A 23,438-nucleotide genomic window follows, 5' to 3' on the forward strand; every position below is an offset into this window, starting at 1 on the left:
TTAACCGTTTTGTTTAATATCTTATAATTTTTGTTGACAAAATAATAAAAAAAAATTACATTTATAAATTATTCTTTGATAAATGTTACGCGTATAAAAGGAGGTATTGGCTCTGAACTGTATAGGGCAAGATGGTTTTTTAAGGTTTGTGAGTAAAAAATATCAGTTAAAATGTTAACTACAAGAGGTTCGTTTAGATAAAAACGGAACCTCTATTTTTTTTATGATAGAAGGCGTTAAAACAAAAAAGCTAAAAGTCATCCCTGATGAAAGGGGACGTCTTAGTGAGATACTAAGAGCCGATGATAATTTCTTTCAGAAATTTGGGCAAACATATATGACTACAGCATACCCGGGCGTTGTAAAAGGATGGCATTTTCACAAAATACAATACGACAATATGACTTGTATAAAGGGAATGATGAAGTTTGTATTATATGATGGACGAAAAGAATCTAAAACATTTGGCGAAATAAACGAGTTCTTCATAGGTGAATATAATCCTATCTTGTTACACATACCTCCTTATGTATATCACGGATTTAAGTGTATTTCAGAAACAGAAGCAATTGTAATAAATATACCAACTGAGCCTTATAATTACGACAATCCTGATGAGTTTAGGGTTCCTCCTCATAGCAAAGAAATACCTTATGATTGGAACCGTAAGGATGGATAAATAAAATGAAACTTTTAATAACAGGTGGCGCCGGCTTCATAGGAAGCAATTTTGTAAAATTCGTTTCAGAAAAACATCCCGATGTAAAAATTACCGTTCTTGATGCCCTTACTTATTGTGGCAATATAGATAATTTTACACCGGAAATATTAAGAAACAAAAATTTTTCGTTCTGTCATGGGAATATACTTGATGAAAAACTTGTATTTAACCTCATCAAAAAACAAGATAAAGTAGTACACTTTGCAGCATGGACTCATATAGACCGTTCAATTACATTATCTGACCCATTTATGGATACAGATTTTAAAGGCACTCAAGTATTGCTTGAGGCAATAAAAAAACATCCTGTGGAAAAATTTATACATATATCAACTTCAGAGGTATATGGCAGTGCACAAAAAGTTCCTATGGATGAAAGCCATCCAATTGCTCCACAATCGCCTTATGCAGGAGCTAAAGCAGGTTCAGATAGACTTGCATATTCTTATTGGGCAACTTACAAATTGCCGGTTACAATAATAAGACCTTTCAATGTTTATGGACCAAATCAATATCCTGAAAAGTTAATTCCATTTTTCATAACAAACGCTCTTGAAAATAAGAATCTTTTAATATATGGGGACGGCAAAAACACTCGCGATTGGACTTATGTTACAGATACTGTAAGAGGAATATGGAATTCCTTGGAAAAGAAAAATATAGATGGCGAAGTGATAAATGTCGGTTCCCAAATGGAAGTAAACGTAATTGATATTGCGAAAATCATTCTCAATACTCTAAAAAAACCTGACAAGCTTTTAGAATTCATTGGTGATAGACCAGGACATGTAACAAGACTTTTTGCAAATCGTAAAAAAGCAAAGTCTTTACTAAATTGGGAACCCAAAATGCCATTTGATAAAGGGTTGGAGCAAACAATAAATTGGTATGTCAAAAATAAAGACTGGTGGCAAAAAATTAGAACTAAACCTGAATATAAAGAATTTGAAACGCTATGGTATGGACAATTACGAAAAAATAAACAAAATTCGAAAGTTAAAGGAGTAAAATGATAGGAATATTATTTGCTTTATTAGTATTACCACCCATTCCTAGCGATTATAAATTACAAATAGGTGATGAAATAGCAGTAACTATATCCGGTCATATAAACTTCACTTACACACAAATTATTTCTCCTCAAGGAACTATCTTCATCCAATCCGGAGGAAGACCGGTTCAGACTCCTGAAAAAACAGAAACGCCAATTGTTCCTGCAGGAGGGACGGTATTAGGAACTCTGAAGGTGTTTAATTTAACACTACAAGAAGCAATGACCCAAACTCAGGAAGAATTTAAGAAATATTTTAAAAACATTAATGTAACACTGACAATAGTAAATTTTCACGATGTTGTATATGTAAACGGCGCAGTAGCAATTCCAGGAGCATACCCATTTTTTCCCGATAAACCCGCTATGGAATATATCGGACTGGCAGGTGGATTTAATGAAAGAGCAGATATCAAAAAAAGTTATATAGTTAAAAACAATATTAAAATCCCTCTTAATAACAATACAAAAATAGAAAGAAATGATATTATTGTAGTCAGTCTTTTAACATTAAAATGGTGGCAAGATTACGTTAGTATAGTATCTGCATTTACTACAATAGCTTACACAACCGTATTAGTATGGCTATCCTTTAAACAATAACAGTAATAAAATGGATAAAAAGATAGGTCTGTTAGATTATATAAGAGTGCTGGTAGAGTATAGTAAGTTTATCTTTTGGAATACATTTATTGTTACTGCTTTTGCATTAATTATATCTTTTATCATGCCGGAAAAATATACTTCTTCAGCATCTTTGTTACCCCCATTATCCGGGACAGAAATGTTAGGAAATATTGGAACAAGTATGTTAGGACTTGGTAGTATATCCGGCTTAACAGGAAACACACCTTCAGATTTATTTGCCGCCATATTAAAATCTAAGCCTGTAATGGATGGGGTAATTAAAGATGGCCAATTAATGAAAGTTTATAAAACAAGAACAATGAAAGGAACATACTCTATCCTTAGCAAATCTACCATAGTAAGTGTAACTCCGGAAGGAATAATTCTATTATCTGTTACAGGAAATACTCCGGAATTAGCAAAATTAATGACTGATTCATATATAAAAAATCTTGATCTAATCAATAAAAACTTATTAATGAGTATTGGAAAAAGAAACCGCATTTTTATTGAAAAAAGATTGGAAGAAGTTAAAAATAAATTAAAATTAACAGAGGATTCTTTGTGTGAATTTCAGGGAATAAATAAGACAATCTCTCTGCAGGATGAACTTCAACCACTACTTATCGCAATTGCCGATATCAAAGCAAAGATTATTTCAGATGAAATAACGCTAGCTATGCTTCGTGATTATGCTACAGAAGAAAATCCTGAAGTTGTTAGAATAAATTCGGAATTAAAAGAATTAAATGTTAAATTACATAAAATGGAATACGAAAAAGATGATTCACATTTTGGTATAGGATTTTCTATTCCACTTAACAATTTACCGACAGTATCATTAGAATTATTAAGATTAACAAGAGACATTAAAATACAGGAAAAAGTATTAGGTTTACTCACAGAACAATATGAACTAGCAAAATCTCAAGAAATAAAGGACAGTCCGACAATTAATATTCTTGAACGCCCCACAATACCGGAAAGGAAGAGTTACCCAAAACGCTCGGTTATAATAATTATTGCTTTCATGTTAAGCCTTTTCACTGCTATTTTCTTTGCATTTTGTTTAAATTGGATAAATAATCTTTCGGCAACAGAACAAACCGAATGGAAAAAAGTATTTAATAAAAACATTCAAAAAAGAAGGAGTTAAAATGGATTTAGAAAAAAAAATACGTTCTAAAGAAGCAAAAATAGGGATTATTGGGCTTGGTTATGTAGGATTACCCCTTGCTTTATCTTCATCACAAAAAGGATTTAAGACCTTAGGCTTTGATATTCAATCAAAACGAGTAAATCTCGTAAATCAAGGTAAGAGTTATATAAAAGATGCTCCTGAATCGGAACTTCAAAAAGTCGTAAAATCAAAAAAATTAAGCGCTACCCTTGATTATAATAGATTAACTGAATGTGATATAATACAAACCTGCGTTCCAACTCCCGTTAATTTAAACAAAGATCCTGATATTTCTTATATTCTTGCAACTTCAAATGAAATTATGCCTCGTTTAAGAAAAGGACAATTAGTAATACTTAAAAGTACGACTTTCCCTGAAACTACAGAAAAAGTAGTTTTACCTATACTTGAAAAATCCGGACTTAAACTTGGAAAAGATTTCTTCTTAGCTTTTTCTCCCGAAAGAATAGACCCGGGCAATACACAATTTACAGTTGGAAATACTCCCACAGTTGTAGGTGGAATTACTCCCGAATGCACAAAACTTGCATACCTATTTTATAAAAGCATATTGAGTAAGGTTGTAGCCGTTTCTTCCGCACGCGTTGCAGAAATGACAAAACTATTAGAAAACACTTTTAGAAATGTAAATATCGCTCTTGTAAATGAACTTGCTCAACTGTGTGAACGAATGAAAATAGATATATGGGAAGTAATAGATGCGGCATCTACAAAACCTTATGGGTTTATGCCTTTTTACCCCGGTCCCGGAGTAGGCGGACATTGTATTCCCATTGATCCGTATTATCTTTCATGGAAAGCAAAAGAATATGATTTTCATACATCATTTATAGAATTGTCCGCCAAAATAAACGAAGATATGCCTTATTTCGTTGTAAATAAGGCAATAGAATCTATAAGCGAAAAGAAAATGTGCCCTTCGAAGGCAACAGTTCTTGTTCTTGGTGTTGCATTTAAAAAAGATATTGATGACACAAGAGATTCACCGGCAATGAAAGTAATTGAAATACTATCCCAAAAAGTAAATAAGTTGCTATACAATGACCCTTATATAAAGAATATTACTGTAAACAATATCAAATATGCTTCTGTTCCACTCACTATCCAGTTAATAAAAAAAGTAGATTGTATCCTTATAGTTACCGATCATAGTAACTATGACTATAAGTGTCTTGTAAACAATGCAAAACTTATAGTAGATACAAGAAATGCTACAAAAGGTTTGAAAGGGGATAATATAATAAAACTTGGTTGTTAGTGAAACGGCAAAAGTACATAAGTTGGACTATATATAGAGAACGATCTCTTCTTAAAAGAGAATGTGTTCCTCAAGAAGTTTTACCTGCCTGCCAGTAGGCAGGTAAACCTCCATGCAAAAAACAATTAAATATAATTTTTCAACTAATAACTACCTAATTATATCCTGGATAATTTTTTTAATTATAGAATTATTTCTTTTACAACTTTGTATGTTTTCATCTCCTCTATATGGCTTTGCTTTCATTCTATTATTCGCTTATCTAATTTATATATTCGGAGGAAATGAGCAATTACCGAAAGCTATGTTTTTGACAATCATTATTTCCAGCATTTTGCTACAAACATCACGTAAAATGTTATTTAGAATAGAAGAGATACCATTCCTATTTGTAATAGGAATATTTACACTAAACAATTTATTAGGTTATAAATCTACCGCAAAAATTGGGAAAATTGGTTTATGGCTTACCGTATTTCTTACTATCTGTGTATCTAGTGCATTTGTAGGACTATATCGCGGACAATCTTTTATTTCTGTAGGGAATGATTTGTTTATGTATTTATTTTATTCATTATTCTTCTTCGTAATAAGAAGCGATTTATCAGAGAAGTGGATTAAAAGATTTATTTATGCAATTATTGGAATAACCTTTATAATAACACTCGAGTATGTCTGGATGTATATTGGTTCTGGTGGAAAACAACGCTGCGTTTCAGACCAGCAACATTTTCTAAATATAGGGATTCCACTTATCGTTAGTTGGCTACTTTATGAAAAAAATAAGCTTACAAAGTTATTTCTATCCCTACTGTTAATTCCTATGGGATTCGCAGTAATCATAACATTAACAAGAATGTTATGGGTTATTATCCCGGGGTCTGTATTACTTCTGTATTTTTTACATTTATTGCGGGAAGGACTTTCCACTAAAAAATTCTTATATGGGTGTACGGTTATTGGCGTTATATTATGTTTTACGGTATTGCCTGTAAAGGATATGTTAACCGGCAAAATTTCTCTCCCTCATATGGTAAAAGAAAGATCTGCTACTCTAAAACATTTAGCAATAGATCCTTCTTTTTTAGGCAGACTGGAACTTGCTTCTTATGTCTTTCCAAGAATTAAAAAAAACCCAATTATCGGAACAGGTTTAGGCGACACTGTATTTTACAAACTTATAACCGCAGGTGCTGCCGTGATTTATTCTTCATCCGGTAAAAACACCCCCTTTGTTACTCGAATTCCTAAATCAAGAACTGTTGTAGCATGGCTTGATGTATCTTACCTTAATGTTCTATGGAAAATGGGAATAATTGGATTACTCGCATTCTTGGGGTTATATGTTGTATTTGTAAAAAGATGCTGGTTTGTTTTCAAAAACTCTAAATATGGTTTTGAGAAATGGAGTTCTTTAGGAATTTTAACTGGAATTATTGGATTATTATTCACTGGGGTATTATCAGCAATTCTCGTAGGATATAGGTTCAATTTCGCATGGGCTGCATTGATGGGGATAATAGAGTTACAAGCACAAAGAATAGAAAAAAGGGTACAAACCAGCAACATATAACCACAAGTTCAATGACAAACCGCAACGATCTGATTAAGATAGTAAAAAAAGATTAAGATGATTAATACTTTAAAAAAACTTCACCAATTCTATCTTCCTACCGGTTCTCTACGTACTCGCTTTGCCAAAGGTGCCTTCTGGTGCCTTGCTGGAGCTGTAATTGCTCGTGTACTTACTCTTTTTTCCTCAATTATCATTGCCCGTTTTCTTGGAAAGATTGGATTTGGTGAACTTGGAATGATTCAAAGCACTTTTGGGATGTTTGGTGCTTTCGCTGGACTTGGGCTTGGAATGACCGCAATAAAATATGTAGCAGAATTCATGGAAAAAGACCCACAGAAAACGGGAAGAATTATTGGACTGTCTTATATTGTATCTTTTGCAACTAGCGGCATAACTGCTATTATTTTAATAATTATTGCGCCCTACCTTGCAATCCATATGATTGCCGCTCCTCATTTAACAAGCCTTTTACGCATTAGTGCTGGTCTTCTTTTCTTCGGTGCTTTGAATGGTGTCCAGACTGGGGCAATAGCTGGATTTGGAGCTTTTAAGACCATTGCCTGGACAAATTTTCTTGGGGGGATAATTTCCGTTCCATTAACGATAATTGGTGTCTGGCATTGGGGATTGATAGGCGTAATAACTGGACTTGTTATCTCTCTATTCGTCAATTTTCTCATAAATCATGCGTTTTTGAAGAATGAATGTAAAAAAAAAGGTGTTGTCATAAATTTCAGTGGCTATCATTATGAGTTGCCTATATTATGGAAATTCACTGTTCCAGCTTTTCTATCAAGTATCATGAGTGGACCCGTTATTTGGATATGTAACGCAATGCTTGTAAATCAGCCTAATGGATATGCAGAAATGGGAATATTTAATGCGGCAAATCAATGGCGAAATGCTTTACTTTTTTTACCCAGCCTTATGAGTGGAGTAAATATTTCAATAATGTCCGATACTCTTGGAAAAAATGAAAGTTATGCTACAAAAAAAGTATTTTTAACTACTACCTATCTAAATGCAGTAGCTTTGTTAATTGGTATTTTTGCTATAGCTATTTTTAGCTCCCAGATAATGAAAGCATATGGAGATGGTTTCATAGAAGGTCGGGCTGTCTTAATTTTTTTATTAGTGGTTGCTTTTTTGCTCGGAATAGAAACTTCTACGGGTGACTTAATAGCTGCTTCAGGAAAAATGTGGATTGGATTCTTGATGAATTTAGGATGGGCAATAGCTCTTATATCTTCTACATGGTTACTTTTAAATTATGGGGCAAAAGGATTGGCAGGTGCATATGTAATATCTTATTTCGTTCATGGACTTTGGAGTTTTGGATTTGCATATCATTATTTTTTAAGAGGTAAAAAACATGAAAGATAAAAATACTTTTGGATATACAGGATTTGCTTCTATGCACAATCTGGAAACTACAAAAATAGGAAAAAACATAAAAAAACCACAAATAAAGGATACATGGGATAAAATTTGGAAGCAGTATCCGGACACTATACCGGAAGATAGTCCGATAGTTCTCGAATTAAAAAAGGATTTGACAAAATGGATAGAATCCTGCGCTGGTCATAAAATGGTGTTAGAAGCAGGGTGTGGAACTGGTATTATATCCGCTCTTTTGGCAAAGGATAGACACACAAAAACAACCCTCTTGGATATCTCATTAGAGGCATTGATAATTTCAAAAAAATCGCTTTTAAAGTATGGAGCAGAAAAATTACTTATTCGTGGAGATTTATTTCAAATGCCATTTGCTGATGGAGTTTTTGACGTGACTTGGAATGCAGGAGTTTTGGAGCATTTTCAAGGATACGACCAAATTTTAGCTCTCAAGGAGATGGCTATGGTTACAAAGCCGGGAGGATATATAATTGTTTATGTCCCCTTTTCCAAGGGAGTTTTTTACCGAATCGGGAAATGGTGGGCTGAAAAAACCGGCAAGTGGGAGTTCGGGATAGAAGTACCTGTAACATCGTTACACAAAAAAGGAGTATCAGCAGGGTTAACTCTGGTTAATGAATATCCAATTTGTGCCAAAGAACAAATAAATTTTCTCAGTCAATATATCATGAAAGGTACCAGTAGAGTTGTTCGATACCTACTTGGATGGATTCCAAAAAGTCTATGGGTTCGACTATTCGGAGCATACCTTTTGGCATGCATATTTAAGAAAGATGAAAAAACAATATAATATGTTAATACACGTTTAATGACAAAAATACAACAAGGAATGAAAGTGTTAATGCAAATAAGGCATGATGCTTTTACAAAGATAGGGGGTGATACAATTCAGATGCTGAACACTGCAAAAGAATTGAAAAAATTAGGCGTCTATGTAGATATATCCACAAGCTTTATGCCCGATATTAGTAAATACGATATAATTCATGTTTTTAATCTTGAGACTATAGAATATTCTTATTTTCAAATATTAAATGCTAAAAAATATAATAAACCTGTTGCTTTCTCCGTTATATATTGGGAATTAAACGAACAAAAACAAAAACAGATGATGTCCAGCGTACAACCAAAAAAATATTCGGAATTAACAAAATGGGCAAAAAATAATGCGCATTATATAGTGTTCCTACCTTATATGTTAAGTGTTTATGCAAAAATCAAAAATGACAAAAGATATAAATGTCCGGAATTTTTTAGACTCGCGAGTAAATTAGGAATAAAAACATTAAAAAAAATGGCATTGTTAAATGCGGATATACTTTTGCCAAATTCTTATACAGAAATAGAACTGCTTTTTAAGAATTTTAACATAAAAAAAGATTTTATGAAAATTGTAAATGGAGTAAATTCTGATTTTCAAACAGGAAACCCAGATTCATTCAAGTCTAAATATAAAATAGACAAAGAGTTTGCTTTGTGTGTTGCACGTATAGAACAACGGAAAAATCAACTCAAACTTATACAAGCTGTAAAAAATACCAATATACCATTAGTGCTTGTTGGGCGTGGAGAAGAACCGTATTTTACTCTGTGTAAAAAATCGGCAGACTCAAATGTAACTTTTATAGGCCCCCTTAATAGCAAAGAACTTGCTAATGCCTACAAAGCAGCAAAAGTCCACATATTACCAAGTTGGTTAGAGACCCCAGGATTGGCATCTCTTGAAGCTGCACTCGCAGGATGTGTAATAGTAAGCACCAAATACGGTTCAACAGAAGAGTATTTTAAAGACACGGTATTCTACTGTATCCCGGATAGTATAGAGTCAATCAGAGATGCATTAATTAAAGGATGGAATTCAACCCCATCTCACGAACTTATAGATTTAATAAAGAGGGAATATACATGGCAACAGGCAGCTATTCAAACGCTTGCCGCTTACAATAAAATACTTTTCAAGTCTTAATAGATACAATATGAACATAATTATTCTATCATCCGTTACTTATAATAGTATTCATTCAGGCCGGACAAAGGCTATAGTAGAAGAATTGCTTAAAAAGAACATTCCTGTCACATTTGTAGAACCACCTATTTCTATTGTAGGGTATTTTAAAGATAAAGCAGTTACTAATATTGGCAATCTTCTGAGTCGCTTTTTTACTAACGTCACACGCAAACAAAAACTTTATATTATATCATTTCCTCTTATTCTACCATTTGGTAGACTTAACTTAGCGCATAAAATAAATACGTCTATTATGAGAAGAAAACTACTTCGTTGTCTTGGGGATAAAATAACAAATCAAAATACAGATACAATTTTTATAATTACTAATCCATACTGGTACTCTGTAATTGAATGCCTAAAAGGAATTATTTGCTATGATTGTATAGATGACGTTCGTGTTTTTTCAGGTGTTTCTAAAGTTAAACTTTATAATAAATGGCATATAGATTTGATTAAACGAGCAAATATTATTTTTGTTAGTGCTTTAAAAATAAAAAAAGATATTATTTCTATAAACCCTCAAAAAGCAAAAAATCTTGTTTACCTTCCCAATGCCGTAGACAATAAATGGTTTATACAAAGAGCAAAAAATTCGGAAATACCTGAAGAATTAAAGAAAATACCAAAGCCAATTATAGGATTTGTTGGATTAATATGGTGGTGGATAGATATGGAACTTATTTACGATGTAGCCACAAAACTACATAATTGTTCTTTCGTTTTTGTGGGTCCAGTTTCTCAAAAAGTAAGAAAATTAAATAATATCTATTTTTTAGGACCTAAACCTTATAACGAAATCCCTGTTTATATAAACTCATTTGATATATGTATAGCACCCTTTAAAATAAACGATATAGGGCATGCTGTTGACCCCTTAAAAGTTTACGAATATCTTGCACTCGGGAAACCTGTTATAGCTAGTGCTATTGAAGAACTTAGGAAATTAGACAACCTTATTTATATAGCTAAAAACGATACTGATTTTGTTAATTGTGTTGAAAAAGCTTTAAAAGAAAAAAAAGAGGATTTAGTAATTAAACGACAAAAATATGCGGAACTTAATTCATGGGAATCAAGAATAGATACAATGTTACAAACTATCGCTGAATATTTAGAGAGTAAAAAGTTACAATGAAAAACAATCCTTTTGTATCCATTATAACGCCTTCTTATAACCACGAAAAATATATAAAAACTTGTATTGAAAGCGTTCTATATCAAACGTATACTAATTGGGAGCAAATTATCGTAGATGATGGTTCAAATGATAAAACAGAAGAAATTATCAAATCATATAAAAATTCTCGAATTCAATATATTAAACAACAACATTTGGGGATATGGGGTTTGGCTAAAACTTACAATAAAGCAATTAATAATTCTAAAGGAGAGTTTATTGCTATATTAGAAGGAGATGATTTTTGGCCCAAGAATAAATTAGAAATACAATTGCCTTATTGTTACGATAACAATGTTGCCATATGCTGGGGAAAAGGTGAAATAGTTAATGAAGAGGGTAAAATTATAAGCAATATAATGCCGAAAGATTTTTACCGTTATAAAAAGACTTACTTAAATGACCCGGTAGGAATAGCACTTAATAAATTGTTGTTTGAAAATTTTTTGATTCCTACTGCTACAATCTTGGTAAGAAAAAAATTTTTATTGGAAATTGGAGGCTTTAAACAACCCCCTTATGTACCTTATACGGATTACCCAACCTGGTTAGAAATAGCTTTAAAGGGGAAATTTAGTTTTGTTAACGAAGTATTGGGTTATTGGCGATACCATCCCTGCCAATCAACTATAAAACTCTATAAAGAACAATGGGATAGTCATACTCAGATAGCCCTTGAGTTTTGTACAAAACTTCCCTCCGATTTTAAAAAATCTATGGGAATAAAAGATAAATCCATTGAATCTAGAAAATATTGGGTCAAAGGAAGAATAAACCTTATCAATAAAGAATGGAATCAAGCAAGAAAAAATTTATTTAAAGCAATATTAATGGGAACTCCATCAATAAAGTTGAAATCTATGATGGGGATAATCAATAGTTTTTGCCATATGGATTTAGAACATTTTAACAGGGTTCGGCTCATAAAAATAAAATGAATAACAGAAAACCTAAAATTATTTTCTGGAATGCATTCTCATTAATCGGAGGAAGCGAGAAGGTTCTTTTAATTCTGATTGATAGTTTAAGAGATAAGTATCAAATTAAAGTAATCGTACCTACAAAGGGACCTTTGGAAAAGGAAATTACAAAGAGAGGAATTCCTATAATCCTACTTCCAACAGGCGCATACACAAAAGGCAATAAAAACATAAAAGACTTGTGTAAATATCTTTTTTATACCTTTTATGTCTTAGCTATAGGAACTAAAAAAATAAGGACTGAAAAACCTTCTCTTTTATACGTTAATGGAGTAAAATCGTTACCATTTGCTTTCTTAATAGGAAAAATTACAAGAACTCCGCTAATAGGACACATTCATCATATACTTGAAGACAAAAAGGCAATAAAAATAATTGAAATTATAGGAAAGAGATCTATCTTTAAGAAATTTATAGCTGTCTCAGAAGCTACTAAAAAACAATTTCCATCTATTAGCAATAAAATAACAGTAGTATACAATGGAGTAGATACATCTCTATTCTCTTCCAATAAAGATAATAAACTTAACATAAAAAAAAGATTTGGAATAAAAGAAGACGAAAAAATATTGGGGATACTTGCTCGAATTATCCCTCATAAGGGAATACATATTGGTATAGGCGCAATGAAGCATTTAAATACAACTCCTCTTAAAATTAAACTTTTAATAGCAGGAGAAACTCCTCCTGAAGAAGAAGAATATAAAAAAAGATTGATAGAAATGATAAAGAAAGAAAAAATAGAGAGAGTAGAATTCCTGCCTTATCAAGAAGACGTTAGCGACGTTTTTAATGTCCTGGATATATTACTCGTTCCTTCTACTACTTTATTTGAAGGGTGCCCGATGGCAATTCTTGAAGCTTATAGTGCAGAAGTGCCGGTAATAGGCACAAACTTAGGAGGCATACCCGAATTAATAGAAGAAGGGAAGACAGGATTTATTTGTAAGTCAAATGACTCACAAGATTTAGCTGAAAAAATATTACAAATTATTAATAACTATCCGTTACATAGTGATATGAAAAAAAAATGTAAAAAAATTGCTATAGAAAAATTTGATATCCGGACATTTTTAAAAAATATAAACCTGGTTTTAGATACAGTTATCAACTGTTAAAATTATGAATATCTTAATATTAAACCCTCCTTTTAAGGGGAAGTTTTCAAGGGAACAACGGTCACCTGCTATTACTAAGTCCGGGACTTTTTATTACCCTATGTGGATTGCCTACGCAACCGGCATATTGGAACAAAACGGTTATAATGTTAAATTAATAGATGCGCCTGCAAACCTTTTAGGAATAAATGACGTACTAAAAATAGCCCAATCCTTTAAGCCTTCTCTAATAGTCCTTGATACAAGCACGCCAAGTATCTACAACGATGTAAAAATAGGAGAAACATTAAAAGAAGCCTTTCCTGATTCTAGCATAGTTTTAGTAGGTCCTCACGTATCCGCTACTGCCGAAGAGACACTCAAATTAAGCACTAAAATAGACATTATATGTCACGGAGAATATGATTACACACTAAAAGATATCGCAGACGCCATTCAAAATAATACACATAAAAAGCTTTACGAAGCCTTTAACGAGATAGCGGGAATAAGTTTTCAAAAAAATGGCAATATTACACATACCCCACATAGACCATTTATTGAAGATTTAGATAACTTACCTTTCGTTTCTTCCGTATATAAAAAACATCTTGACTATACTCAATATTTTTATGCTCATTCTCAATACCCAATAGTAACAATAATTGGTGGACGGGGTTGTCCTCATAGATGTGTATATTGCGTTTATCCACAGACATTTAGTGGTAGAATATTACGATACAGGAGTATAAAAAACATAGTGGACGAACTTGAGTATATAGTAAAAGAGTTCAAAAACTTAAAAGAGGTAATGTTTGAAGACGATACGCTTACCGTAAATCGCGTTCGTTGCAGAGAATTTTGCAAAGAAATATTATCCCGTAATCTTAAAATTGTATGGTCTTGCAATTCTCGGGCTGATGTAGATTATGCTACGTTAAAACTTATGAAACTTGCAGGTTGCAGACTTATGTGTGTAGGTTTTGAATCAGGGAATGAACAAATCTTAAAAAATATGAAAAAAGGCGTAAAACTTGAAAAAATGTTTGATTTTATGCAGTCTGCACGTAAAGCCAAAATACTCGTTCACGGATGTTTTATGATAGGTAATCCCGGAGATTCAAGACTAACAATCCAAAATACGCTTAATTTCGCTAAAAAGTTAAACCCCGATACCGCCCAGTTTTTCCCCATAATGGTATATCCCGGCACAGAAGCTTATGAATGGGTAAAAAGCTCCGGATATCTTAGAGTGTCAAATTACTCGGAATGGCTGACTGACGAAGGCTTACATAACTGTGTTGTTGATCTCCCAAATCTCTCTCATCAAGATATGGTGAAATTCTGCAATTATGCCCGTAAGAATTTCTATTTAAGAAGTTCTTACATTACTACTAAATTATTGCAAAGCATTAAGAATCCGACTGAAGGGAAAAGAATATTTAAATCACTTAAAACTTTTATTCGCCATCTAATAAAATGAAAATAATTTTTTGGATTTCTGTTTTTTCCTTATCTTATGTATATTTTATATATCCTTTTCTACTTGCAATAATTTCAAAATTGTTCCCTAAATTATGGGACAAAGCAGATGATAATTTTTCACCACCGGTATCATTTATTATCCCGACATATAACGAAGAAAAAGTAATTACTGATAAGCTAAAAAACACTTTATCTCTTGATTATCCCGCACCTATTGAAATAATAGTTGCCGACGACTGTTCATCAGACCATACAAAAGATATAGTTGCCAATTTTGATAATAAAGCCTACCCTAATCGCAACATAATATTAAAAAGTTTTTCTAAAAGACAGGGGAAAATGGGAGTTTTGAATTCCGTTATACCTTATGCAAAAAACAATTTTATAATACTTACGGATGCAAATTCTTTTTTTAAGTCTGATGCTATAAGAAAACTTATTCGTAATTTTAAAAATCCTAATATAGGTTGCGTAGGGGGAACAAAAAGTATAATAACAAAAGACCAAATGACAAACACTGATAACATTGGCATAAATGAAGGACTTTACTGGAAATTTGAAAATTTTATAAAACAAAAAGAGAGCATATTGGGATCTACTTTTGTGGATGGCTCTATATACGCTATAAAGAAAGAAATATACCCTTTCCCGGCATCAGATCGTATAATTATGGACGATTTTGCAGTTTCTCTTGGAGTAATAAACAAGAATTATCGTGTTGTTTTTGAATCGGAAGCAATTTCTTATGAAGGGGTATCAAAAGGAAGTTTTGAAGAATTTAGACGAAAAATTCGTATATTAAGAGGTGCCCTAACATCAATAAAAGTTTATCCGATAAAAAAAATTATATTTCAGTTATTTTCACATAAAATACTAAGATGGATAAGTGGAATATTTATGATTACATTATTTATATCAAATATTTTTATTACCGAAATTTTTTATCGCACACTCTTAATATTCCAAATAATATTTTATGGGTTGACATTCATAGGATTTATATTAGAGTATAAAGGACAAGACAAAAAAACTATGCCTAATGTTTTTTATATTCCTTATTACTTTTGCCTGACAAGCTGGGCTCAGCTTATAGGATTTGTAAGATACTCGGGAGGTAAAAATCCGGCATGGGATAAATTAGAACGGAATGTATAGAAAAAGCGAAATAATATTTTTTTTGTTGCCGGTTGTTGCAGATGGAATATTCATTTTTATAAGCTTTTGTTTATCTTATTGGTTAAGATTTTACTCTACATTGTTTCCTATTGAAAAAGGAATCCCATCAATTACTCCATACTTCTTAATCGCTTTATTTACCCTCAGTGTGTGGATAATTATCTTTTATCTCTCCGGTATTTATAATACAAAACAAGTTACATCAATTTTTGATGAAATTTATGAAGTATTAAAAGACATAATTCTTGGCACCTTGATTGTACTAGCGCCTATTTTCTTTTATAGAGGATTTACTTTTTCCCGTATAGCGATATTATTTGCGTGTTTATTTAGCGGAATCTTAATTATAACCGGAAAGATTTTTATTCGCAGCCTTAAAATACACCTGGCTCGTAAAGGAATAGGAATAAAGAAAACATGTATAGTTGGAAGCGGGGAAAGAGCTATGGAGGTTATAGAGAAATTCAAAAAGAATCCCGTAATAAGATATAAACTCGTAGGACAAATTATAAAAAAGGGGGAAGATGAGATCCCCGGATTACCTATGCTTGGAAACATCATTGACGTTCAAACAATAATCCAGGAAAATAAAATAGATATGTTACTCATTACTTTCCCATTATCTCATTATAAAGAAACGGCAAAAATAATCCTGAGATGTAGCGGCATCCCCGTAGAATTAAGGTTTGTTCCTGACCCGTATGAATTATTGACATCTCGAATCAGATATTACGATTTGAATGGATTTGCTTTACTTGGAATAAGAGAGTTCCCGTTAAACTACTGGGATATATTATTAAAAAGAGTATTTGATATAATCGCATCCAGTCTTTTTATCCTTGCTTTTTTGCCTCCAGGTCTTATAATAGCCATATTAATAAAACTATCCTCTCCGGGGCCCGTATTTTACAGACAAAAAAGGGTAGGGAAAGATGGACAATTGTTTGATATAATAAAATTCAGGAGTATGGTTCAAAATGCTGAAAAGAATACCGGTCCGATATTTGCGACAGGAACTACGGATTCACGAGTAACCAAAGTAGGGCGGAATATCCGCAGATGGAGTCTGGATGAGTTGCCTCAATTTATAAATGTGTTTATAGGTAATATGAGCCTTGTAGGACCAAGGCCCGAACGCCCGGAGTTTGTAGAAAAATTTAGCGAGGAAATAAACAGGTATTTTGAACGTCACAAACTAAGACCAGGTCTTACAGGTTGGGCGCAAATAAATGGATTAAGAGGAAATACATCTATAAAAGAACGAGTGAAATACGACTTATATTATATAGAAAATTGGTCTTTTAATTTTGACATAAAAATTCTATTAAAAACGTTTGTCGCAAGTATGAAAGGAGATAATGCGTATTAACTAAAATGAATTGCATAGTTACCGGTGGGGCAGGATTTATTGGTTCGCATTTAGTTGACAGGCTTATACAACAAGGGGATAAAGTAGCAATAATTGACGACTTATCTTCCGGGAAAGCAAAAAACATAAACAAATCCGCAGAATTCTATAAATTAAAAATAGAAAGCACCAAAATAGAAAAGGTATTTAGAAAACTATCCCCGGAAGTTATATTCCATCTTGCAGCTCAAGCAAGTGTAGTAAATTCTACCAACAACCCTGATTTAGATGCAAAAGCAAATATAATTGGGACAATAAACTTATTAAAACTCTGCATAAAACATAAAGTAAAAAAGATTGTTTTTTCTACAACAGGCGGTGCATTGTACGGGAATACAGCTATTGCTGCAACTGAAGAAGTTTATCCCTCTCCCGCTTCTCCTTATGGAATATCGAAATTTACAGGTGAGCAATATATAAAATTCTTCGGCAATGAATTCGATTTGAAATACTGTATATTAAGATATGCTAATGTTTATGGTCCCCGCCAGGATCCAAAAGGTGAAGCAGGAGTAGTCGCCATTTTTACCCAGAATATGATTAAAAATAAAACTTGCACACTTTTTGGATCAGGCAAGCTCAAGAGAGACTATGTCTACGTAAAAGATGTTATAGAAGCAAATATATTGGCCGTTAAATTGAAAGCAAACGAGACTTTAAACATCGGAACCGGCATTCCCACATCAGTAAACGAATTATTTGAATTAATGGGTAAATTCAGTAATTATTCCACATCTCCCGTTTATATGCCTAAAAGAACTGGAGAAATTGAAATAAGTTTTCTAAATTACGCCAAAGCAAAGAGACTACTTGGGTGGGAACCAAAAACTAGTTTAGCAAACGGATTACAAGAAACAATAAAAAGTTTTAACGAAAAAATAAGGGGAGGAAAAGATGCCTAAAATTTCTGTTATCGGTGCAGGATATTGGGGACCCAATATTATACGAAACTTTTATGAACTCGGTTGTTTAGCCGCAGTTTGCGACAAAGATGAAAAAAGATTATCTATGATTAAAAATAAGTTTTCAGGAGTCGTAACAACAAAAGATTCAGATGAAGCGATTGCTATAGCTGATGGGGTAGTCATTGCCACACACGTAGCTTCACATTATGAACTGGCAAAGAAAGCTCTTAATGCCGGCAAAGATGTGTTTGTAGAAAAACCTTTTACGTTAAAAACAACTGATGCAGAAGAACTTGTTGAATTAGCAAAGAAAAAAAATTGTATTATTATGGTAGGGCATATCCTTCTTTACCAGCCTGAAGTCAGGAAATTAAAAGAATACGTAGACACAAATGAGCTTGGAAAAATATATTATATATACACTCAAAGATTGAATCTTGGGAAAGTTAGACAAACAGAAGATGTGTTATGGAGTTTAGGGCCGCATGATATTTCCATAGTATTATATCTATTGAATAAAACGCCAAATAAAGTCGTAGCTTTTGCCGGGACATACTTACAACCTGGTATTCCGGATGTAGTGTTTCTCAATTTATATTTTGCGGACAATACCATTGCTCATATCCACCTATCATGGTTAGACCCCAGCAAAAACAGAACAATTACGGTTATCGGCGACAAGAAAATGGCGACTTTTAATGATGCCGAGGCAAATGACAGGATAAAATTGTATGATAAGGGTATAAATTACGAGTCTTCGACTAAATCCTTTAGCGAAGCATTCCCTATCAGAGTTGGGACTACTACAATACCTAATGTTCCATCAAAAGAGTGCCTTAAAGCTGAATGCGAACACTTTATATCCTGCATTCAAAATAGGACTACTCCCATTACGGATGGAATAAACGGGCTTAATGTGGTAAAAATACTGGAATCGGCTCAAAAATCACTTGAACTTGGCGGAGCGCCTGTTTCTCTGTAATATTATAAAGTAACCGTTGCTCCTATGCTAAAGTTTCTACCGGCGAGAGGATAACCTTTTCTGGTCTGATACCTTATGTCAAAAATATTTTTAACTATAAAGAAGAACTCCGGCATTCGGTTGTCAGATTTTTGATTTTTAATATGTACTTTCTGACCAATACGAGTATCTACCAGAGTATAGCTCCTCAATGTATCTTTTGCTCCAAAATCATCTTCCCATATTACCTGTTCAGTGAAATTAGTATTGATATTAACGCCAAGTCCCGCATTATTAGCATAATTAACCATATAATTTAGCTTAAAAGGTATAGTATATGGCAAAGTTTTGTAATCATCCTGCCCTTCTTTCTTCCCCTTGTTTTCCAGACAATTGTATTGTAATGAATGCTCTAAATTAGGAAGAATCCATTGAGTGATTTTAAGTTCTACTCCCTGATTATATGCTTTGCCTACATTGGAAGGACGCCATTTTTCATAATTGGGGGCAGGATCAACTTCAGCCCATTGAATTAAATTAGTTATATCATTTTTAAAAAGTGTAATCTGACTTAACATAATATTCCTGATTCTGAATTCAAGACCTATGTCATATCCCCAAGATTTTTCAGGTTTAAGGTCAGTATTGCCTTTTGTATCGCCTGCCATCCATGTGGGACCTGCAGACCAACTTGAATAAGGCGAGTAAAGGTCTTCAAAAGTAGGGGATCTAAAAGCACTGCCGACATTAGCTGAAAACTTTAAATTATCTAATAGATGACAAACAATAGAGGCATGAGGATTAGTCTCTTCCCCAAAAACTGAATGTTTATCATAATGAACACCTAGTATAGTACTTATTTTGCCTATTGAAGAAATCTTTTGCAGAAACACTGAACGATTTGTAGTGCTTTCATCTATATCAATTTTAGCAGGCGAGACAGTTAAATCCTTTCTTGCACATTCATCTCTGTGCACACCAGCCCCCAAAATAACATCATAAACTGTATTTATCTGGACTTCCGTTCCGTAAATATGGGTTTTAGTAAGGGCATCCGTAAAACCTGTAGGATATTCATATCTTTTGTTAGTGATATTACTATAAGTTTTGACTTGTAGAACAGTATTGCCAATATTATTCTCATATTCTAATTGCCCCTGTTCATTTTGTCTTGTCTGGCGGGCATCGGGTGATTGTGCTTCTTTTTCTTGAGAACCATCATATTCGTAAATAGGAGTGGTATTTTGACCAGGCACACCAAATTCACTATTATGATATATAAAACGGAAACCTAATTTTCCAAATTGTTCAAAGTCATTTCCAAATTTTCCGAAAAAGTCATTGCCCCCATAATCACTGTTTTTACGCCAGCCATCAGAAACATCTCTGCTTATAATAAATAGAGCACGTCGTTTATTTTGCTTCATACTAATATTTGCGCTATATTTTTGTGTAAAGAAACTTCCGCCGGAGATTTGAAAATCGGCAGCAGATTCAGTATTTTTAGTAATAATATTTACTACTCCACCCAACGCATTAGCCCCGTATAAAACAGAAGTGGGACCCCGAATAATTTCAATTCTTTCTACATAATCTGTCGGGATTTCATCTAAGTCAGCTACTCCTAAAGCCACATCATTTAATGATTGTCCATCAATCATAACCAAAACCTGGTTGGTAGCACCTCCCCTTATACGAACATTACGCACCGCCCCACGAGTTCCCTGATTACCTACTTCAGTTACACCAAAAGCATATTCTATGGCTTCCGCAACTGTACGCGCATTACTGTGAACAATCATATCTCTGGTAATAAGCGTTACATTTGTGGGTAAGTTATAAAGAGAGTTTCGTATTCTTGTAGCAGTAACGACAACTTCTTCCATCTTGTAAAGAGGATACTTTTCTACAAGTGTTGTATCTGAAGTTAATATAAAAGAAGCAATTAAATAAAACATTTTCCCCTCCCCCGAAAGTACTATCCAAAACAGTTAATAGACCGGACTCTTTTGTATTCACAAAATACAAAAATTACCGTTGCGGGGCAGTATTCCGAATCTCACGGAAATTTCCTTTAACTGTTCGGTAAAAATTAATATGCGAGATGGTATATAAGACAATTATTATTGTCAAGAAATATCCCCATTTCTAATGATTCATAAGTGTCTATACAGTAGCCCTTCGTCGGTACCCTCCTCAGGATAACTCTTTCTAATGAGTCATAAATGCCTCAAAGAAAGAGTAAAAATAACTTGCAAAAAATAAAGTTGAAATACATACTATTATAAATAACAGGAGGAATTTATGAATTATATACTTTTTGTAATATGCGCTTTTTTAAAACCATCGTCCCCATCTTATGTAGATACAAAATCGGAATTCAATACCAAATATGCAAATTTCAAGTCAGACTCAACACACACGTTTGATGTTTTACTTTATAAATTAGACGTATATTTTCCTATGAATAGCAGAACCCTCGAAGGATTATGCCATATAGACGCTAAAAGTATGATAAATGGGCTTGATAGCCTGAGTTTAGACGTCAACAACTTAATCATTGATAGTGTAAAAGTAAATAACTCTTCCGTAAACTTTTCGATAATACCGGACTCTGAAGAACTCCGGATAAAATGCGGACAGACTTTTAACACCGGGGATTCTTTTGGCGTAGACGTATTTTATAAAGGCTCTCCGACTTACGGTTATTATTATTATTCCGACTACCCGGAAACAACAGCTTATACCATAACCGAACCGTGGGGGTCAAGATACTGGTTTCCCTGTTTTGATGAGCCGTGGGATAAAGCAGATAATGGCTGCGAAATAAATATTACCGTGCCCAAAAGATTTGTCGCAGCTTCTAATGGATTATTACTTGGAGTTGATACCTCAGGCAACAGAGTTACTTACCACTGGAAAGAAACACATCCTATTTCCACATACCTTATGGCAGCTACTGCTTCAAAATTTGCTACTTTTTCAGATTGGTATCATCCGTCAAGCGACAGCATAGAATCAAAATATTATATTTACAGGGTAGATTCGGCTCAGGCACATATTGCTTTTGAAAATGTAGTTGATATGATGACATTTTTTTCAAGCAAATTTGGCGACTATCCTTTTTCAAAATATGGAATGGTAGCAGTCAGCCATTTCGGCGGGGGGATGGAACATCAAACAATGACTACTATTGCCAGAAGTTGGGTTACTGATGTTGAAGAACAAGGCATTGCTCACGAGCTTGCACATATGTGGTGGGGAGATATGATAACCTGTTCCGACTGGAAGAATATATGGATAAACGAAGGGTTTGCTACTTATTCCGAAGCATTATATACGGAATACAAATACGGGGAACAAGATTTCAAAGATGAAATGGCGTTAAATGCGTATTATTATTTTCACCGCGACTCAACGGAAAGATTTCCCATATACAACCCCAAATATCTCTTTGACGGCGGGATTGTTTATCGTAAAGCTTCCTGGGTATTACATATGTTAAGATATTTAACGGGAGATTCCGTCTTCTACAACATATTACAAAACTATTATACCGCTTTTAAGTATGGGAATGCAAACACCGAAGATTTCAAAAACATATCGGAATCTACATCCGGCATGGAACTTGATTGGTTTTTTAATGAATGGATTTACGGGCAGGGACATCCAAAATATACTTGGAGCTGGTCATACAACACCCCAAATGACACTACCTATATTAATCTTCGCACAGAACAAATTCAAATTAATGCTCCTATTTTTAAAATGCCTATAGAATTGACGGTTGAAACGACAGGTGGTACGGAGGTTTATACGGTATGGGATAGTCTTATAAGCCAGGATTTTGTACTTAAGACAACTTCAACTCCTTTGAATATTACATTTGATAAAGATTACCGCATACTTGCCGAAAAATTACAAGTTAACGTAGAAGAGTCTCCAAAGAGAGAATTAAAAAATTACAGCCTGAATATTTCCAGGAATCCCTTTGCTTCCGAAACTAATATAACTTATGCGTTGCCGGTTAACAGTAAAGTTCTATTGGAAGTTTATGACATAACCGGGAAACTCGTAAAAACATTGGTCAATAAAAATGAAAAACAAGGATGTTATACCGCAAATTGGACAGCCAAAGCATACCCGTCGGGTATATATTTCATAAAACTCATAGCAGGGAATTATAAGGAAACGAAGAAGCTGATACTGGTAAAGTAAAACGAATAAGAATTTTCACCGCAGAGTCGCAGAGCACGCAGAGAACAAAAAGATTAACCATAGAGAACAGCAAACAGAATTTTATCCGCGAATAGACACGAATAAAAATGCAACCACAGAGTTCACAGAGAACAGACGACAGAGTGGAGATAAAAACAGAGAGGACACAG

The 23,438-nt window shown here is 33.5% G+C and carries 19 protein-coding genes and 1 riboswitch; of the genes, 18 read left to right on the forward strand and 1 reads right to left on the reverse strand.

Features of this window, described 5'->3' with window-relative positions; all coding sequences use genetic code 11:
- Positions 1-223 precede the first annotated feature (223 nt).
- The 17 genes from WC614_06805 to WC614_06885 all read left to right on the forward strand — a co-directional run bounded on the left by WC614_06805 (position 224) and on the right by WC614_06885 (position 19,071).
- Complete coding sequence (locus WC614_06805) at positions 224-679, forward strand: dTDP-4-dehydrorhamnose 3,5-epimerase family protein (protein ID MFA5032710.1); 456 nt, start codon at positions 224-226, stop codon at positions 677-679.
- Between the two features lie 5 nt (positions 680-684).
- A complete protein-coding gene (locus WC614_06810; protein MFA5032711.1) occupies positions 685-1,734 on the forward strand; it encodes a dTDP-glucose 4,6-dehydratase in 1,050 nt (349 codons plus the stop codon).
- Positions 1,731-2,375, forward strand: a complete 645-nt coding sequence (locus tag WC614_06815) for an SLBB domain-containing protein (GenBank protein MFA5032712.1) — start codon at positions 1,731-1,733, stop codon at positions 2,373-2,375. The genes WC614_06810 and WC614_06815 overlap by 4 nt, the downstream gene beginning before the upstream one ends.
- 10 nt (positions 2,376-2,385) lie before the next feature.
- The gene (locus WC614_06820) at positions 2,386-3,555 is read left to right on the forward strand and encodes a Wzz/FepE/Etk N-terminal domain-containing protein (protein ID MFA5032713.1); all 1,170 of its coding nucleotides are present in this window, start codon (positions 2,386-2,388) and stop codon (positions 3,553-3,555) included.
- 1 nt (position 3,556) lies between these two features.
- Positions 3,557-4,858: a nucleotide sugar dehydrogenase gene (locus WC614_06825; GenBank protein ID MFA5032714.1), complete on the forward strand. Its 1,302-nt coding sequence runs from the start codon at positions 3,557-3,559 to the stop codon at positions 4,856-4,858.
- 112 nt (positions 4,859-4,970) lie between these two features.
- Complete coding sequence (locus WC614_06830; GenBank protein ID MFA5032715.1) at positions 4,971-6,431, forward strand: O-antigen ligase family protein; 1,461 nt, start codon at positions 4,971-4,973, stop codon at positions 6,429-6,431.
- Between the two features lie 57 nt (positions 6,432-6,488).
- On the forward strand, positions 6,489-7,817 hold the full coding sequence (locus WC614_06835; protein ID MFA5032716.1) for an oligosaccharide flippase family protein: 1,329 nt from the start codon (positions 6,489-6,491) through the stop codon (positions 7,815-7,817).
- A complete protein-coding gene (locus WC614_06840) occupies positions 7,807-8,640 on the forward strand; it encodes a class I SAM-dependent methyltransferase (protein MFA5032717.1) in 834 nt (277 codons plus the stop codon). Before WC614_06835 ends, WC614_06840 begins: the two co-directional genes overlap by 11 nt.
- Positions 8,641-8,658: 18 nt before the next feature.
- Positions 8,659-9,816 carry a glycosyltransferase gene (locus WC614_06845; protein MFA5032718.1) on the forward strand — a complete coding sequence of 386 codons (1,158 nt, stop codon included), beginning with the start codon at positions 8,659-8,661 and terminating at the stop codon, positions 9,814-9,816.
- A gap of 10 nt (positions 9,817-9,826) precedes the next feature.
- Positions 9,827-10,996, forward strand: coding sequence for a glycosyltransferase (locus tag WC614_06850; GenBank protein MFA5032719.1), 1,170 nt, complete (start codon positions 9,827-9,829; stop codon positions 10,994-10,996).
- A complete protein-coding gene (locus WC614_06855; GenBank protein MFA5032720.1) occupies positions 10,993-11,976 on the forward strand; it encodes a glycosyltransferase in 984 nt (327 codons plus the stop codon). Before WC614_06850 ends, WC614_06855 begins: the two co-directional genes overlap by 4 nt.
- On the forward strand, positions 11,973-13,136 hold the full coding sequence (locus tag WC614_06860; GenBank protein MFA5032721.1) for a glycosyltransferase family 4 protein: 1,164 nt from the start codon (positions 11,973-11,975) through the stop codon (positions 13,134-13,136). Before WC614_06855 ends, WC614_06860 begins: the two co-directional genes overlap by 4 nt.
- Before the next feature lie 4 nt (positions 13,137-13,140).
- Positions 13,141-14,598 (forward strand): radical SAM protein, encoded by a 1,458-nt coding sequence (locus WC614_06865; GenBank protein ID MFA5032722.1) that lies wholly within the window; start codon positions 13,141-13,143, stop codon positions 14,596-14,598.
- The gene (locus tag WC614_06870) at positions 14,595-15,755 is read left to right on the forward strand and encodes a glycosyltransferase family 2 protein (protein MFA5032723.1); all 1,161 of its coding nucleotides are present in this window, start codon (positions 14,595-14,597) and stop codon (positions 15,753-15,755) included. Before WC614_06865 ends, WC614_06870 begins: the two co-directional genes overlap by 4 nt.
- The gene (locus WC614_06875; protein ID MFA5032724.1) at positions 15,748-17,145 is read left to right on the forward strand and encodes an undecaprenyl-phosphate glucose phosphotransferase; all 1,398 of its coding nucleotides are present in this window, start codon (positions 15,748-15,750) and stop codon (positions 17,143-17,145) included. The genes WC614_06870 and WC614_06875 overlap by 8 nt, the downstream gene beginning before the upstream one ends.
- Before the next feature lie 5 nt (positions 17,146-17,150).
- Entirely contained in the window at positions 17,151-18,086 is a 936-nt protein-coding gene (locus WC614_06880) for an NAD-dependent epimerase/dehydratase family protein (protein MFA5032725.1), read from the forward strand.
- Positions 18,079-19,071 (forward strand): Gfo/Idh/MocA family oxidoreductase, encoded by a 993-nt coding sequence (locus WC614_06885; protein MFA5032726.1) that lies wholly within the window; start codon positions 18,079-18,081, stop codon positions 19,069-19,071. Before WC614_06880 ends, WC614_06885 begins: the two co-directional genes overlap by 8 nt.
- A 2-nt stretch (positions 19,072-19,073) precedes the next feature.
- Here the strand turns inward: WC614_06885 and WC614_06890 are convergent, their stop codons facing one another.
- A complete protein-coding gene (locus WC614_06890) occupies positions 19,074-21,008 on the reverse strand; it encodes a TonB-dependent receptor (protein ID MFA5032727.1) in 1,935 nt (644 codons plus the stop codon).
- A gap of 17 nt (positions 21,009-21,025) precedes the next feature.
- Positions 21,026-21,162, reverse strand: a riboswitch (cobalamin riboswitch).
- A gap of 192 nt (positions 21,163-21,354) precedes the next feature.
- Between WC614_06890 and WC614_06895 the strand changes: the two genes are divergently transcribed.
- A complete protein-coding gene (locus WC614_06895) occupies positions 21,355-23,268 on the forward strand; it encodes a M1 family aminopeptidase (protein MFA5032728.1) in 1,914 nt (637 codons plus the stop codon).
- Positions 23,269-23,438 lie beyond the last annotated feature (170 nt).

The sequence above is a fragment of the bacterium genome (assembly GCA_041649255.1).
Taxonomy (GTDB): domain Bacteria; phylum Hydrothermota; class UBA3073; order JACQXS01; family JAQTXJ01; genus JAQTXJ01.